This window comes from Streptomyces sp. NPDC003016 (assembly GCF_053591455.1).
In genome coordinates this window covers 42,581-58,525 of sequence record NZ_JBSFTV010000007.1, presented here as the reverse complement: position 1 = coordinate 58,525, position 15,945 = coordinate 42,581, and the positions used below count along the sequence as shown (strand labels likewise).

Sequence of the window (15,945 nt, the reverse complement as noted above, 5' to 3'; positions counted from 1 at the left end):
GTTGAACTTCCATCATGAGGAAACTACTATCCACACGTCAGAAGCGCCCTGTACTACCGACGGCGCCCGCGACCGTATCCCGGAGCCATGGCACTCTGTGCCGTTCGCAGGCGACCCGGCGGCCGTCAGGCGTCGCCCGCCTAAGGAGTGACAGCTCATGTCCGCACCAGCGCCGTCCCCGCTGGCCATCGTCGATGCCGAGCCCCTGCCCCGGCAGGACGAGGTCCTGACCGACGCGGCCCTCGCCTTCGTGGCCGAGCTGCACCGGCTGTTCACGCCGCGCCGTGACGAGCTCCTCGCCCGCCGCGCCGAGCGCCGTGCCGAGATCGCCCGTACCTCCACGCTGGACTTCCTCCCGGACACCGCACAGGTCCGTGAGGGCGACTGGAAGGTCGCGCCGGCCCCGGCCGCGCTCAACGACCGCCGCGTGGAGATCACCGGTCCGACCGACCGCAAGATGACCATCAACGCCCTGAACTCGGGCGCGAAGGTCTGGCTCGCCGACTTCGAGGACGCGTCCGCCCCCACGTGGGAGAACGTCGTCCTCGGCCAGCGCAACCTGATCGACGCGTACGCGCGCCGGATCGACTTCACCGACCCCAGGTCCGGCAAGTCGTACGCCCTGAAGGCGGACGAGGAGCTGGCGACCGTCGTGATGCGGCCCCGCGGCTGGCACCTCGACGAGCGCCACCTGCGCTTCGACGGCCGTCCGGTGCCGGGCGCCCTCGTCGACTTCGGCCTGTACTTCTTCCACAACGCCAAGACCCTCATCGAGCTCGGCAAGGGCCCGTACTTCTACCTGCCGAAGACCGAGTCGCACCTCGAGGCCCGCCTGTGGAACGAGATCTTCGTCTTCGCGCAGGACTACGTCGGGATCCCGCAGGGCACCGTCCGCGCAACCGTCCTGATCGAGACGATCACGGCGGCGTACGAGATGGAGGAGATCCTCTACGAGCTGCGCGACCACGCGGCCGGGCTCAACGCGGGCCGCTGGGACTACCTCTTCTCCATCGTCAAGAACTTCCGTGACGGCGGGGCGAAGTTCGTCCTCCCGGACCGCAACGCCGTGACGATGACGGCCCCGTTCATGCGGGCGTACACCGAGCTGCTCGTCCGCACGTGCCACAAGCGCGGCGCGCACGCGATCGGCGGCATGGCGGCCTTCATCCCGTCCCGCAAGGACCCCGAGGTCAACAAGGTCGCCTTCGAGAAGGTCAAGGCCGACAAGGACCGCGAGGCCGCCGACGGCTTCGACGGCTCGTGGGTCGCCCACCCGGACCTGGTGCCGATCGCCATGGCGTCCTTCGACGCGGTCCTGGGTGACAGGCCCCACCAGAAGGAGAAGCTGCGCGAGGACGTCTCGGTGGCGCCCGGCGACCTGATCGCCATCGACTCGCTGGACGCGGTCCCGACGTACGAGGGCCTGCGCAACGCCGTTCAGGTCGGCATCCGTTACATCGAGGCGTGGCTGCGCGGTCTGGGCGCCGTCGCGATCTTCAACCTGATGGAGGACGCGGCGACGGCCGAGATCTCCCGCTCGCAGATCTGGCAGTGGATCAACGCGGGTGTCGTCTTCGAGAACGGCCGGAAGGCCACCTCGGAGCTGGCCCGCACGATCGCCGCCGAGGAACTCGCCGCGATCCGCGCCGAGATCGGCGAGGAGGCGTTCGCGGCCGGCAGGTGGCAGCAGGCGCACGACCTGCTGCTGACGGTCTCGCTCGACGAGGACTACGCGGACTTCCTCACGCTGCCCGCGTACGAGCAGCTGCGCGGCTGACCCTCCCCGCGCCTTCCGCTCTCCGCGCACGCCGTTCTCCGCCCCCGGTACCGCACAGCACCGGGGGCGGAGCCGTGCCGCTCCCCGGTGGCGCCGGTCAGCGCGTCACCACCGTCCGCTGCGCCGAGAAGTCGCCCCACTTCCCGTCCGGGAGCTTCGCGCGGAGCTTGATGCTGTAGCGGGTGCCGGGCGGCTCGCCGACCGTGAAGCGGTACGTCGCCGTGCCCGCCGGCGGGGCCGCGCCCCAGACGATCGTCGTGGCGAGCCTGCCGTTGAGGAACAGCTGGTGCTCGCGCACCTCGCCGCCGCCCCCCGTACGCGGCGGTGCCCAGCTGAGATCGACGGCGCGTACGCCCGCCTTCGTGCGGACGGCCGTCGCCTTCAGGGCGGTGGGCGCGGTGGACGGGCCGTCCCCGCGCCCCGCAGCGGTCGTCAGGTCGAGGGCGTTGCTGTCCCCCGACGCGTTCTCGGCGGCGTCCCGCGCCCGGACGGTGAAGGTGTAGACGGTGCCGGGGCGCAGGCCGGTGACCCGGGCCGTGGTGGCGGTCCCCCGCACGCTGTGGATGCGGGAGTCCTCCTGGTAGATGTCGTACGACGTGACGGCCGTGTCGTCGGCGGCCCGCCCCCAGGACAGGCGCACCGCGCCGGTCCCCTCGGCCCGGCCGCGCAGCTTCGCGGGCGCGGACGGCGCCTTCCGGTCGTCCGGCGTGGGGGCCGGGGTCGTGACGGGAACGGCCCCGCCGGGAGCCGACAGGTTGCCCGCGGCGTCGCGGGCGCGGACGGTGAAGGTGTAGGCGGTCGAGGGGGTCAGGCGGTCGATGTCGGTCATGTGGCGCGCGCCCGGCACGGTCTTGACCTTGGCGCCCTTCTCGTACACCTCGTAACCGGTGACCGCCCTGTCGTCCGTCGACCGCTCCCACATCACGTGGACCGACGTCGCGCTGCCCGCACGGGCCGTCACGCCGTCCGGTCTGGAGGGGCTCTCGGTGTCCCGGTCCGGTTCGGTCGCGCTACAGGCGGTCGCCGACAGCAGGAGCAGGGCAGAGCAGGCCAACACGGCGCATACGGTCGGGCGTTGCACGGTCGGACCCTTCGTTCGAGGGCAATGGTCCAGACCTGTATGCCATGGAGGGCGCCGCCCGGCAAGAGTGCGCGCGCGGTCCGCCACTAGGCTGACGCCCCGGAACGGACCAGAACGGACCGGATCATGGAACAGGCGGCCGCCGCATGGCGATCACGTACAGAATGTTCGACCCCCGCAGCCAGACTGCGCGCGGCCGCGACACCTCGCTCGACGTCAAGCCCGGCACCCCGGTCGTGGTCGTCGCCGGGGACGGTACGCCGCAGGGGCCGCGCCCCGTGGCGTACCTGCTGCGCGACACCTCCGGCGGGCCGAACGCGTACCTCCCGGGCGCCCGGGAGATCCTCCTGTTCGGGGACGACCGGGGCGGCGAGGTCCTCGCCTCGGTGACGACGGAACGCGGCACGGGCTTCGGGTTCGGCGGCCCGCGCTTCGCCTACCGGGTGCTGGACCCGGACGGCGCGCCGATCGGCCGCATCTGCCTGCGGCGGGGGCGGATCTTCCGGATCGGCCGGTCGCACTGGACCGTGGAGCAGGAGGGCGCGCCCCCGGTGCGCGGCTCGGCCGGCCGCCTGATGTGGTGGGCGCTGTGGTGGACGGTGCTGCTGCCCCTCAACCTGGTGCTGGTCGTCGCCGCCTTCACCGGCATGGCGCAGGACCCGGTCGCGACTCCGCGGCGCATCGTCTGGCGTGACGGCGCGGGCCGGGCGGTGATGTCCTACCGGGGCCTGGCGGGCGACTACCGCGTCCTGCAGGACCACTGGGACCCCAGGCTCGTGGCCTCCCTGGTGGCGATCCACCAGACGTACGTCTCGATCGCCGTCAGCGACAGTACGGACTGGTACCACCGGTAGGCAGAATCGTTTCGCCGGATCGTTTCACCCGGTCGTTCCGGCCGCCGGCCGACGGCCGGCGAAGACGCCCGGGGATCAGCTGGTCAGGAATTCGGTGACCTCCTGGGCGAACGGGCGGGGCTGCTCCTCGTGGATGCTGCGACCGGCCGGGATCGTGATCAGCCGGCAGTCGGGGATGAGCGCGGCCATGTCCGGCATCCGGTCCTGGGGCACGGAGCTGTCGGGACCGCCCGTGATGATCAGGGTGGGTGCGACGATCTCGCCGAGGCCCTCGAGCCAGTCCGGGTCGGGGTCGGCGAGCCGGCGCGTGATGGCCGGTACGACGGGCCAGTCGTAGTCCAGCGGCTCGTCGGGGCGCACCTCCCGCACCGCCGTACCGCCGGGGAACGGCGGCGGGGTCTCCTCCAGGACGAGCCGCTCGACGCGGTCCGCGTGCTCGTGGGCCAGCAGGCGGGCGACGACGCCGCCCATGCCGTGGCCGACCAGGCCGACCCGGTCCAGCTCCAGCTCGTCGAGGAAACCCAGTACGTCGTCCCGCATCAGCTCGATCGCGTACTCGTCGGGCCAGTCGCTCTCGCCGTGCCCGCGCAGGTCGATCGCGTAGACCCGCCATTCCTCGCCGAGCGCCTGCCCGGCCTCTTCCCAGCTCGCCGCCGAAGCGCCCAGTCCGTGCAGCAGCACGACCGGCGCTCCGTACGAATCGCCCCAGGTCCGATAGGCCAGGCGTACGTCGCCGACATCCACTACAGAGTGCTCACCCATGCCCCCGACGCTACAGGCCGGGACGGGGGGCGCCGACCGCGGCCACTCCCTACAGGCGGGCGGGCCGGCCCACGGTGGGCCACCGCATGTGGCCTGCACGGCTGCCGGGGCAGCCGCCGCCCTGGCAACGCTCGTCGGCGGTCCGGGGGCACATGCCACGCTGCGGGCGGGTGTCTGCGGCGTATCAGGGGTCTCACCGACCGATACGACGGCGTGCGGCGCGTACGGCACCGGGAAGTGCCGTACACGCCGCACGCCGTCGTATCGGTGGGCCGGTGATCGGTGGCCGGTGATCGGTGGGCGGTGATCAGTGGGCGGCCGCCGGGATCTGGTCCGGGATCTCCGGCTGGGTGACGCTCTCGTCCTCGGCGCCCTTCTTGCCGAAGTGGTTGAAGGCGAGGTTGAGGAGGATGGCCACCACGCACCCGGTACTGATGCCCGAGTCGAGCACCACCAGCAGGTCCTCGGGGAAGGCGTGGTAGAACGTGGGCGCCGCGATCGGGATCAGGCCGATGCCGAGGGCGGCGGCGACGATCAGGGCGTTCTCGCCCTTCTCCAGCGCGGCCGTGGCGAGGGTCTGGACGCCGCTGGCCGCGACCGTACCGAAGAGGACGATGCCCGCGCCGCCGAGTACCGGCAGCGGTACGAGCGCGATCACGGAGGCCAGGACCGGGCACAGGCCGAGCAGGATCAGGATGCCGCCGCCGGCGGCGACGACGAAACGGCTGCGGACCTTCGTCATGGCGACCAGGCCGATGTTCTGTGCGAAGGCGCTGCACATGAAGCCGTTGAACAGCGGGCTGATCGCGCTGCCCAGGGTGTCGGCGCGCAGGCCGCCCTCGACGGTCTTCTCGTCGGCCGGGCGGCCGACGATCTTTCCGAGGGCGAGCATGTCGGCGGTCGACTCGGTCATGCACACCAGCATCACGATGCACATGGAGATGATGGCGGCGATCTCGAACTGCGGGCCGCCGAAGTAGAACGGGGTCGGGAAGCCGACGAGGCCGGCGCTCTTGATGGCGCTGAAGTCGGTGATGCCGACCGGTATGGCGATGAGGGTGCCGACGACGAGACCGAGCAGGATCGCGATCTGCTGGAGGAAGCCGCGCAGGAGTTTGCGCAGGGCCAGGACGATCACGAAGGTCAGGGCGGCCATGCCGATGTTGGTCATCGAGCCGTAGTCGTCGGCCTGGGAGTTGCCGCCCTGCGACCAGTTGAAGGCGACGGGCAGCAGCGAGACACCGATCAGGGTGATGACGGTGCCGGTGACCACGGGCGGGAAGAAGCGCAGCAACTTGCAGAAGTACGGGGCGAGTACGAAGCCGAGGATGCCGGCCACGATGATCGCGCCGAAGATGACGGCGATGCCGTCGTGGCCCCGGTCCTTGCCGATGGCGACCATGGGGGTCACGCCGGCGAAGGACACGCCGTTGACGAAGGGGAGCTTCGCGCCGATCTTCCAGAACCCGAGGGTCTGGAGGAGGGTGGCGATACCCGCGGTGAAGAGGCTGGCCCCCATGAGGAAGGCCGTCTCCTTGACGTCGAGGCCCACCGCGGGGCCGACGATCATGGGCGGGGCCACCACACCGGCGTACATCGCGGCCACGTGCTGGAGGCCGCTGGTGAACATCTTGACGGGCGGGAGCTTCTCGTCGACCGGGTGGATCGGGTCGGGGCCGGACGGAGATCCGGACTGGGGGTCGGATTCGGCGACTGCGTCTTTGCGAAACCTGGGCTTGGCGGCCACGGCGGTTCCTCCGGTCGGTTACACGTCGGCGGGGACGTGGATGTCTGGGAGGTGGTGCGGAGCGGAGCGTTGAAGCAGGTGGTGCAGACGTGCATGACGCATGGGGGGTGTGGTGCTGTGGGGTCTTGGAGGGGGTGTGGGAGGAGACGGTCGCGGTGGCGATTTCGTCACCGTCCCCGGGGGCGCGGGCGCTTGGGCGCGCGCCCCCGGGCACAGCTGCCGTGAACCCCGCTCGGGTCCGCGGCCGCCGGCTGAGGGCCGTCCCCCTCAGCCGGACTTCCGGGGGGACTCTCAGCCCTGCGCGACGATCCGCGCGAGCCGCTGGGACTCGTCCCGCGTGGTGCGGGCGATGGCGTCCTCGTCCACCGTGGTCAGGTGGTTGTCCTCGACGACGGGCTTGCCGTCGACGAGCGACAGGGTGACCGGGGCCGCGGCGCCGAAGACGATCGCGGTGACCGGGTCGGCGATGGTGGAGTGGCCGAGGCCGTCGATCTTCCACATCACCAGGTCGGCGAGCTTGCCGGCCTCCAGCGAACCGATCTGGTCGCCGCGGCCGAGCACCTGGGCGCCGCCGTACGTGCCCAGACGCAGCGCCTGGCGGGCGCTCAGCGCTGCCTCGCGGTGCGCGCCGAGGCGGTTGATCAGCAGGGCGTTGCGCAGCTCGGTGTGCAGCTCGCCCGACTCGTTGGACGCCGTGCCGTCGACGCCGAGGCCGACCGGGACGCCGGCCTTCAGCATGTCGGGGACGCGGGCGATGCCGGCCGCGAGGCGGGCGTTGGAGGACGGGCAGTGGGCCACACCCGTGCCCGTACGGGCGAAGGCGGCGATGTCGGAGTCGTTCATGTGGACGCAGTGGGCCATCCACACGTCGCTGCCGAGCCAGCCGGTCGACTCGAAGTAGTCGGTCGGCCCCATGCCGAACAGTTCCTTGCAGAACTGTTCCTCCTCGACCGTCTCGCTGCCGTGGGTGTGCAGCCGTACGCCCAGGCGGCGGGCCAGCTCGGCGCCCTGCTTCATCAGCTCGGTGGAGACCGAGAACGGCGAGCAGGGGGCCACCGCCACCTGCGTCATCGCGCCGAAGGAGGCGTCGTGGTGCTTCTTGACGGTCTCCTCGGTCGCGGCCAGCGCGCCCTCGAGGGTCTCGACGGCGAAGTCCGGCGGCAGACCGCCGTCCTTCTCGCTGCGGTCCATGGACCCGCGGGCGAGGGTGAAGCGCACGCCCATCTCGGAGGCGGCCCCGATGACGGCGCCGGACAGGTCGCCCGAGCCCTTGGGGTAGACGTAGTGGTGGTCCATCGCGGTGGTGACGCCGCCGCGGGCCATCATCGCCAGCGAGCCCTGCGCGCCGGCCCTCGCCATGGGCTCGTCGATGCGCGCCCAGGTCGGGTACAGCGCGACAAGCCAGTTGAAGAGGTTGTGGTCGGTGGCCAGGCCACGGGTCAGCCACTGGTAGAAGTGGTGGTGCGTGTTGACCAGGCCGGGCGTGACCAGGTGCCCGGTGCCGTCGATGCGGCGTACGACGTTCTCCAGGCCCTCGGGGGCCTTGCCGGCGCCGACCGACTCGATGCGGTTGCCGGCGACGACGACGTGGCCGGAGGCGTACTCGGTGTCGTTGGCGTCGACGGTGGCGATGGCACAGTTCTCGATGATGGTGCGCGCGGCTGCCGATGATGCTGCCATGGTGCGTCCTTCTTCGCTCGGTGTTGTGGGCACGGCAGGACCCTAGGAGGATTTGAGTACCGCAGCCGCGTGGCTCCGGGTGCCGAGATGGTGAAAGAAGAGATTGAGCAGGACCGCGACCAGGGCGCCGGCGCTGATTCCGGAGCCGAGCACGGTCTGTGCCCAGGCGGGGAAATCCACGTAGAAGGTGGGCGCGGCGAGCGGGATGATGCCCGCACCGAGCGAGACCGCCACAAGGATGATGTTGGAGCTGTCGTCGAGTCCGGCCTCGGAGAGGGTACGGATGCCGCTGACCGCGATCGAGCCGAAGAGGACGATGCCCGCGCCGCCGAGTACCGGCATCGGGACGGTGGAGACGACCGCGCCGAGCACCGGGAAGGCGCCGAGGACCAGGAGCGCCCCGCCGGCGACGGCGACGACGTACCGGCTGCGCACCCTGGTGAGGGTGACGACTCCGACGTTCTGGGCGAAGGCGCTGGTCGGGAAGCCGCCGAAGACCGGGCCGACGAGCGTGGCGATGCCGTCGGTGCGCAGACCGCGGGTGATGGTCCTGCCGTTGGTCCTGCGCTCGCAGATCTCACCGAGGGCGAGCATGCCGGCCGACGATTCGGTCATCAGCACCAGCATCACGATGCACAGCGAGAGGATCGCGGCGGGCTGGAACTCGGGGGCGCCGAAGGCGAAGGGCGTGGGCAGAGCCGCGACCGGCGCGGACCTCAGCGCGCTGAAGTCGGCCATACCGAACGGGATCGCGGCGAGCGTGCCCACCAGCATGCCCAGGAGGAGCGCGACCTGCTTGACGAAGCCCTTGCCGAAGCGCTGGATCAGCAGGATGACCATGAGCGTGAAGGCGGCGAGCGCGAGGTACTCCATGGCGCCGAAGTCAGCGGCGGTCTTGTCGCCGCCCTGCGCCCAGGTGACGGGCACGGGCATCAGCGTGACGCCGATGAGGGTGATGACGACGCCGGTGACCAGGGGCGGGAAGAAGCGGAGCAGCCGGCCGAAGAAGGGGCCGACGGTGAGGCAGAAGACTCCGGCCACCATCACGGCGCCGTAGATCGCGGGGAGCTGGTGCCCGGGGGCGGTGGTCTCCGCGATGGCGAGCATCGGGGCGATGCCGGCCGAGGACGCGGCGTTCACGAAGGGCAGCCGGTTTCCGGCGAAACCGCCGATGCCGAGGGTCTGCAGGATGGTGGCGAGACCGGCGATGAGCAGGCTCGCGGCGATCAGCCGGGTCATTCCCACGGCGTCCAGGCCGACGGCCTGGCCGATGATGAGCGGAGGGGTGACCACACCCGCGTACATGGCGGCGATGTGCTGGAGGGCGGCGGGGACGAGCCGCGAAGTGGAGAGCTTTTCATCCACCGGGTGGACCGTCGGTCCTGCCAGTGGGGCGGAACACGGGCCTTCTGCTGCTTCTGCCGGCTCCGTTGCAGGCTGTGCCATGGGATGTTCCCTCCGGTCCGGGGCGCCCCCGCCCTGCTGCGGGCGGGCGGGGGCGTACCGGTCCCGCGTCAGAGGTTGGTCATGTCGACCGGGATCTTCGGCTCGACGCCGTCCCGCAGGATGGTGGCCTCGATGAGGCCGTAGGGACGGTCGGCGGCGAAGTAGACCTCGTTGTCGTTCTTCAGCCCGAAGGGCTCGAGGTCGACCAGGAAGTGGTGGTTGTTCGGCAGCGAGAAGCGGATCTCGTCGATCTCGCTCCGGCTGTTGATGACCCGCGAGCCCATCTGGTACAGGGTCTGCTGGAGCGAGAGGGAGTACGTCTCGGCGAAGGCCTGGAGGATGTGCTTCTTGGCCTGCTCGTACGACTTCTCCCAGTGGGGCATCCGGTCGTCGTCGCTGGTCCAGTTGTAGCGCCAGGCGGCGGAGACGTCGGTGCACAGGATGCGGTCGTACGCCTCCTTGAGCGTCGTGTACCTGTCCTTGACGTAGCCCCAGAACTCCGAGTTGGTGGAGTTCATGACCGTGAGGTCCTTCAGGCCGGAGATGATCTCCCACTTCTCACCGTCGAAGGTGATCTGCGTGGTGCGCAGCTCCTGGCCCTTGCGGACGAAGGAGTGGTTGACCTCGTCCGACCCGATGAACTTCGAGTTGTTGTCCGAGGTCGCGATGCGGTCCCAGGAGTACTCCTCGATCCGGATCCTGGCGCGCTGGATCGGCTCCTGCGACGTCACGAAGTGACGGGCGAGGTGGATGCCGAACTGCTCGGCGGACTCTATGCCGTACTCCTTGGCGAACGCGTACACCGTGTTCTTGGTGGTGTCCGTGGGCAGGACGTTCGCGTTGGAGCCGGAGTAGTGGACGTCGTCCATGTCGCCGGAGAGGGCGACGGAGACGTTCAGGTCCTTGATGTGGTGGGTGTCGCCGTCCCGCGTGATCCTGACGACGCGGTTCTCTGCTTTGCCGTACTGGTTCTGGCCGAGAATCGTGGGCATGTCGGTGCTAGCTCCCTCGGTATACGGAGTAGCCGAACGGGTTGAGCAGCAGCGGTACGTGGAAATGTTCGCCCGGTACGACGGCGAACGTGATCGCCACCTCCGGGAAGAACGCGCCGCTGTCCCTTACGCGGGGGGCGTCCTGCTGTGCCTCGGCTTGCTTCTTGGAGAAGTACGCCTCGGTCTCGAAGTCGAGACGTACATGGGTCGTGCCTTCCGGCAGGGCCGGCAGGTCCTTGCAGCGCCCGTCCGCGTCGGTCGCGGACCCGCCGAGCGCCACCCACTCGGCGTCACTGCCGCTGCGGGCGGTGAGCGAGACGGCGACGCCCTCGGCGGGGCGTCCGATGCTGGTGTCCAGGATGTGCGTGGACACCGAAGCAGTGGTCGCGGTGCTCATCAGTCTCTGTCCTCTTCGTGCTGTTCTACGAGACGGGTCAGCCGGATTCGGTTGATCTTCCCGAGTTCGGTGCGCACGATCTCACGCTCCGCCTCGGCGGTGTTGCCGATCCGGTCCCGCATCGCGTCACGCATCTGCTCCCCGGTCGCACCGGTGGCGCAGATCAGAAAGACATGTCCGAACTTCTCCTGGTAGGCCAGGTTCAGTTCGAGCATCTCGGCCTTGAGTTCCTCGGACGCTCCGGCCATCCCCCGCTGCTCGCGGGAGGAGGTCGGGTCTCCGGGCTTGGGCCGGCCGATCGGCGGGTGGCCCGCCATCGCTTCGGCCAGATCTTCGGTGGTCAGTTCGGCCGTGGCGGCGTCACTGGCGAGGAAGAGGGCTTCCGCGGTGGCGTACGGGCGCTGGGCGAGCAGTGTGCTCCCCCACGCCGAGCTGGCGCACACCTCGTGGAGCGTGGCCAGGGCCTCGCTGTCCGCCGAGGTGTTGAACCGGGCGAGGCCCGGTGTCGAACCTGAAGTCACGGGAGCCTCCGTGGCCTTGTGCTGGACGGGCTGGGCATAGCTAACGCCTTCAAGAACAGCGCGTCAACACTTTGTTGAAATCTTACGAACACAGAAGCCGCCGTCCGGCTGTGCGGACGGCGGCTCCCGGAAATGATCGATCAAATATGACCAGTTACTGGACAGCTCACTCCTCACCCTTTGAGCTGTTCTCCCTGTTCAAGTAGTTGTAGACGGTGAAACGGCTGACCCCCAGGGCGCTCGCCACCGTTTCCACGCCGTGCCGCACGGAGAAGGCGCCGCGCGCCTCCAGGACCCGTACGACCGACTGCTTCTCCTTGCGGTCGAGCTCGGCCAGCGGCATGCCGTGCCGGCGCTCCAGCGCGGCCAGGATGTGGTCGAGCGAGTCCGAGAGCTGCGGAAGCCGCACGGCGACGACGTCCCGGCCCTCCCAGGCCAGCACCACGTCGTCGGCCGCCGCCCGCTCCGGCACCATCATCTCGCCGCCCATGGCGTCGATCAGCGGCTTGACCGCGGTGACCAGGGGGTGGTCGTCCGGCGCGCCGAGATCCGTCACTTCCCACCCTCCCCGATCACGTTGACCTGCAACGAGACCCGGGTGGCACCCGCGGCCAGCGACTCGCGCAGCAGCGCGTCGACCGCGGTCAGCACCGCGTCCGCGCCCCCCTCGGCGGTGTTCCCGAACGGGCCGACGTCCACCGCGTCCAGCCCGGCCCCCTGGATGACCTCGCGGGCCGCCAGCGCGTGCGCCGGCGCCTCGTCGAGGTCGAAGGGCTCGGTCGTGAACTCCACTCTCAATCGCACCATGCCCCCACGGTACTGGCGGGGCTCCGGGACCCGTCAGCCGGTCACGAGGGCCGTCACCGCCGGGGCGCGCACCCCCCGACCTGGCCACACCCTCTTGACAGGTCTCCGCACCACCATGCAACATTCCATCAGGCAGAAAATAACTTCCGCGATACGGAAGGAGCGCCGAAACCCTCATGGGCTACACGGACCAGCGCTTCGATGTGAACCTCTCGATCCTCTTCACGGAACTCCCGCTTCTGGAGCGCCCCGCGGCCGCCGCCGCGGCGGGCTTCAAGGCGGTCGAGCTGTGGTGGCCCTGGATCGAGACCCCCACCCCCGACCAGGCCGAGCTCGACGCCCTCAAGAAGGCGCTCGACGAGGCCGGCACCCAGCTGGTCGGCCTGAACTTCTACGCCGGGCAGCTGCCCGGTCCGGACCGCGGCGCACTCTCCGTGCCCGGCGAGGAGTCGGACCGCTTCCGCGCCAACATCGACGTCGCGGCGGACTTCGCCGCCTCGGTGGGCTGCAAGGCGCTCAACGCGCTCTACGGCAACCGCGTGGAAGGCGTCGACCCGGACGTCCAGGACAAGCTCGCCCTGGAGAACCTGGTGGCGGCCGCCCGCGCCGCCGACCGGGTGGGCGCGATCCTCCTGATCGAGACCCTCAACAAGCCGGAGTCGCCGCTCTACCCGCTGGTGAGCGCACCGGCCGGCATCGCGGTCGTCGACAAGGTCAACGAGGCCACCGGACTCGGCAACGCCAAGTTCCTCCTCGACATCTACCACCTGTCGATGAACGGCGAGAACCTCCCCGACGTGATCTCGGAGTACGCCGGCAAGACCGGCCACGTGCAGATCGCCGACAACCCGGGCCGCGGCGCGCCGGGCACCGGCGACCTGCCGCTGGAAGAGCTGCTCGACCTGCTCAAGAACGCCGGTTACGACGGCTGGGTGGGCCTGGAGTACAAGCCCGGCGACCGCCCGAGCGCCGAAGCCTTCGGCTGGCTCTCCAACTGACCATTTTTACGCGTGTGCTGAAACGCGTGTGTTGAAAGAGGCACCCATCATGAGCACTCCCACCACCCTCCCGTCGATCGGCTTCATCGGCCTCGGCATCATGGGCTCCCCCATGTCCGAGAACCTGCTGAAGGCGGGGTACGACGTCACCGGCTACACCCTCGAGCAGCCCAAGATCGACCGCCTCGTCGCCGCCGGCGGCAAGGGCGCGTCCTCGATCGCCGAGGCCGTCAAGGACGCCGACGTCATCATCACGATGGTGCCCGCCTCCCCGCAGGTCGAGGCGATCGCGTACGGCGAGGACGGCATCCTGGAGAACGCCAAGAAGGGCGCCCTCCTGATCGACATGTCCTCGATCACCCCGCAGACCTCCGTCGACCTGGGCAAGGCCGGCGCCGAGAAGGGCCTGCGCGTCCTGGACGCCCCGGTCTCCGGCGGCGAGGCCGGCGCGATCGAGGCCGTACTGTCGATCATGGTCGGCGGTTCGCAGGAGGACTTCGACGCGGCCAAGCCGGTCCTCGAGGCACTCGGCAAGACCATCGTCCTGTGCGGTCCGCACGGCTCCGGCCAGACGGTGAAGGCCGCGAACCAGCTGATCGTCGCGGTCAACATCCAGGCGTGCGCCGAGGCCGTGGTCTTCCTGGAGAAGTCCGGCGTCGACCTCGAAGCGGCCCTCGACGTCCTCAACGGCGGACTGGCCGGCTCGACCGTGCTGACCCGCAAGAAGGCCAACTTCCTCAACCGGGACTTCGCCCCCGGCTTCCGGATCGACCTGCACCACAAGGACATGGGCATCGTCACCGACGCCGCCCGCAATGTCGGTGCGGCGCTCCCCGTGGGCGCGGTCGTCGCCCAGCTGGTCGCCTCGCTGCGCGCCCAGGGCGACGGCGGCCTGGACCACTCCGCCCTGCTGCGCTCGGTCGAGCGCCTCTCCGGTCAGCCCGTCCAGAGCTGACCCCCTGAACTCCGGGCTGCGGCAGCGCTGACACCTGTCCTGTCGCGCCCAGGCGCTGCCGCCGCCCGGATCCCTCTTCGCGCCGGCCTCCGGCCGACCACCCTCCTCAACTTCAACTTCAACAAACTGTTGACGTCGCGATCGGTGCGTACTTACGCTCCTCACGCCGCCAGCAGATCCCGCAGGAAGGTCCCCATGTCGAAGCGTGTGCTCACGACCGAGTCAGGCGCCCCGGTCGCCGACAACCAGAATTCCGCCGCCGCCGGTGTCGGTGGCCCGCTCCTCCTCCAGGACCAGCACCTGCTGGAGAAGCTGGCCCGGTTCAACCGTGAGCGCATCCCGGAGCGCGTCGTGCACGCCCGCGGTTCGGGTGCCTACGGCTACTTCGAGGTGACGGACGACGTCACCGGCTTCACCCGCGCCGACTTCCTCGGCGAGGTGGGCAAGCGGACCGAAACGTTCGTCCGCTTCTCCACCGTCGCCGACAACCTCGGTGGCGCGGACGCGGTCCGCGACCCGCGCGGCTTCGCGGTGAAGTTCTACACCGAAGAGGGCAACTACGACCTCGTCGGCAACAACACCCCGGTCTTCTTCCTCAACGACCCCGTGAAGTTCCCCGACTTCATCCACTCCCAGAAGCGCGACCCCTTCACGGGCAAGCAGGAGCCGGACAACGTCTGGGACTTCTGGGCGCACTCCCCGCAGTCCACCCACCAGATCACCTGGCTGATGGGCGACCGCGGCATCCCCGCCTCGTACCGCCACATGAACGGCTTCGGCTCGCACACCTACCAGTGGACGAACGCCGAGGGCGGTGCCTTCTTCGTCAAGTACCACTTCAAGACGAACCAGGGCATCCGCTGCCTGTCGTCCGAGCAGGCCGCCGAGGTCGCCGGCAAGGACCCCAACTCGCACCAGACGGACCTGCTCCAGGCCATCGAGCGGGGCGTCAACCCGTCCTGGACGCTGTACGTCCAGATCATGCCGGCGGCGGAGGCGGCCGACTACCGCTTCAACCCGTTCGACGTGACGAAGGTCTGGCCCCACGCGGACTACCCGCTCCAGCGGGTCGGCCGTCTGGTCCTCGACCGGAACCCGGACAACGTCTTCGCCGAGGTCGAGCAGGCCGCATTCTCCCCGAACAACTTCGTTCCGGGCATCGGCCCCTCGCCCGACAAGATGCTCCAGGGCCGGCTGTTCGCCTACGCGGACGCCCACCGCTACCGCCTCGGCGTCAACCACACCCAGCTGCCGGTCAACGCCCCGAAGGCGGCCAAGGCCGACAACTACGGCCGGGACGGTGTCATGGCGACGCGCCAGGGCTCGCGCCACGACAAGAACTACGAGCCGAACTCCTACGACGGCCCGGCCCAGACGAACGAGGCGCTCTCCGCCCCGCTCGCGGTGGCCGGCTGGACGGGCACGCACGCCAACGCCCAGCACGTCAAGGACGACGACTTCTTCCAGGCCGGTGAGCTCTACCGTCTGATGTCGGACGAGGAGAAGTCCCGCCTGATCGCGAACATCGCCGGTGGCCTCTCGCAGGTCAGCCGCGACGACGTGATCGAGAAGAACCTCGCGCACTTCCACGCCGCGGACGCGGAGTACGGCAAGCGCGTGGAGGAAGCGGTCCGCGCACTGCGCGACGAGTAACACCGAGACCGCGCGGAGGGCCTGACGGGAGGTCCGGCCCGCCGCGCAGTCCGTACCACCGGCCCGCATGAGGGGTGGCCGGTGTGACGGACGGAACGGGTGCCGCGGCGGCGAGCGAGCCAGTGCGGTGGTCAAGGCTCGCGAGGTGCCCTCCTCGACCTGAGGGGAGGGCGCCCCGCGGCTCATCGCCACCCGCCGCGGGCCCCTTCCTTCCCCCTCTTCCTTGTCTCCTCCCCGCACTCCGCCCGGCGGCGCGAACGTCCTGTCGCGCCAGT

General features: G+C 70.0%; 15 protein-coding genes. 5 read left to right on the top strand and 10 right to left on the bottom strand.

Annotated features, from left to right (window positions below):
- Positions 1-157 precede the first annotated feature (157 nt).
- The gene (aceB, locus tag ACWDZ4_RS07925; protein ID WP_451507547.1) at positions 158-1,777 is read left to right on the top strand and encodes a malate synthase A; all 1,620 of its coding nucleotides are present in this window, start codon (positions 158-160) and stop codon (positions 1,775-1,777) included.
- Between the two features lie 97 nt (positions 1,778-1,874).
- Here aceB and ACWDZ4_RS07920 read toward each other — a convergent pair whose 3' ends face one another.
- A complete protein-coding gene (locus ACWDZ4_RS07920; RefSeq protein ID WP_451507546.1) occupies positions 1,875-2,858 on the bottom strand; it encodes a fibronectin type III domain-containing protein in 984 nt (327 codons plus the stop codon).
- Between the two features lie 146 nt (positions 2,859-3,004).
- Here ACWDZ4_RS07920 and ACWDZ4_RS07915 point away from each other — a divergent pair, with 146 nt between their 5' ends.
- Positions 3,005-3,712, top strand: coding sequence for a hypothetical protein (locus ACWDZ4_RS07915; protein WP_451507545.1), 708 nt, complete (start codon positions 3,005-3,007; stop codon positions 3,710-3,712).
- Between the two features lie 75 nt (positions 3,713-3,787).
- Here ACWDZ4_RS07915 and ACWDZ4_RS07910 read toward each other — a convergent pair whose 3' ends face one another.
- The 9 genes from ACWDZ4_RS07910 to ACWDZ4_RS07870 form a co-directional block, all read right to left on the bottom strand.
- Complete coding sequence (locus ACWDZ4_RS07910) at positions 3,788-4,474, bottom strand: alpha/beta fold hydrolase (protein WP_451507544.1); 687 nt, start codon at positions 4,472-4,474, stop codon at positions 3,788-3,790.
- Positions 4,475-4,781: 307 nt separating this feature from the next.
- A complete protein-coding gene (locus tag ACWDZ4_RS07905; RefSeq protein WP_451507543.1) occupies positions 4,782-6,221 on the bottom strand; it encodes a nucleobase:cation symporter-2 family protein in 1,440 nt (479 codons plus the stop codon).
- A gap of 291 nt (positions 6,222-6,512) precedes the next feature.
- A complete protein-coding gene (locus ACWDZ4_RS07900) occupies positions 6,513-7,901 on the bottom strand; it encodes an 8-oxoguanine deaminase (RefSeq protein ID WP_451507542.1) in 1,389 nt (462 codons plus the stop codon).
- 42 nt (positions 7,902-7,943) lie between these two features.
- Positions 7,944-9,347 carry a nucleobase:cation symporter-2 family protein gene (locus ACWDZ4_RS07895; RefSeq protein ID WP_451507541.1) on the bottom strand — a complete coding sequence of 468 codons (1,404 nt, stop codon included), beginning with the start codon at positions 9,345-9,347 and terminating at the stop codon, positions 7,944-7,946.
- Between the two features lie 68 nt (positions 9,348-9,415).
- Positions 9,416-10,339: a factor-independent urate hydroxylase gene (gene pucL / locus ACWDZ4_RS07890; RefSeq protein WP_451507540.1), complete on the bottom strand. Its 924-nt coding sequence runs from the start codon at positions 10,337-10,339 to the stop codon at positions 9,416-9,418.
- Positions 10,340-10,346: 7 nt separating this feature from the next.
- A complete protein-coding gene (gene uraH, locus ACWDZ4_RS07885) occupies positions 10,347-10,736 on the bottom strand; it encodes a hydroxyisourate hydrolase (RefSeq protein ID WP_451507539.1) in 390 nt (129 codons plus the stop codon).
- A complete protein-coding gene (gene uraD, locus ACWDZ4_RS07880; RefSeq protein ID WP_451507538.1) occupies positions 10,736-11,257 on the bottom strand; it encodes a 2-oxo-4-hydroxy-4-carboxy-5-ureidoimidazoline decarboxylase in 522 nt (173 codons plus the stop codon). Before uraD ends, uraH begins: the two co-directional genes overlap by 1 nt.
- 166 nt (positions 11,258-11,423) lie before the next feature.
- Positions 11,424-11,747 (bottom strand): helix-turn-helix domain-containing protein, encoded by a 324-nt coding sequence (locus tag ACWDZ4_RS07875; RefSeq protein WP_451507693.1) that lies wholly within the window; start codon positions 11,745-11,747, stop codon positions 11,424-11,426.
- Between the two features lie 62 nt (positions 11,748-11,809).
- Complete coding sequence (locus ACWDZ4_RS07870; RefSeq protein WP_451507692.1) at positions 11,810-12,061, bottom strand: hypothetical protein; 252 nt, start codon at positions 12,059-12,061, stop codon at positions 11,810-11,812.
- A 179-nt stretch (positions 12,062-12,240) separates the two neighbouring features.
- Here ACWDZ4_RS07870 and ACWDZ4_RS07865 point away from each other — a divergent pair, with 179 nt between their 5' ends.
- The 3 genes from ACWDZ4_RS07865 to ACWDZ4_RS07855 all read left to right on the top strand — a co-directional run bounded on the left by ACWDZ4_RS07865 (position 12,241) and on the right by ACWDZ4_RS07855 (position 15,670).
- Positions 12,241-13,062: a TIM barrel protein gene (locus ACWDZ4_RS07865; RefSeq protein WP_451507537.1), complete on the top strand. Its 822-nt coding sequence runs from the start codon at positions 12,241-12,243 to the stop codon at positions 13,060-13,062.
- A gap of 49 nt (positions 13,063-13,111) precedes the next feature.
- Entirely contained in the window at positions 13,112-14,017 is a 906-nt protein-coding gene (locus tag ACWDZ4_RS07860; RefSeq protein WP_451507536.1) for a 2-hydroxy-3-oxopropionate reductase, read from the top strand.
- A 195-nt stretch (positions 14,018-14,212) separates the two neighbouring features.
- The gene (locus ACWDZ4_RS07855; protein WP_451507535.1) at positions 14,213-15,670 is read left to right on the top strand and encodes a catalase; all 1,458 of its coding nucleotides are present in this window, start codon (positions 14,213-14,215) and stop codon (positions 15,668-15,670) included.
- Positions 15,671-15,945 lie beyond the last annotated feature (275 nt).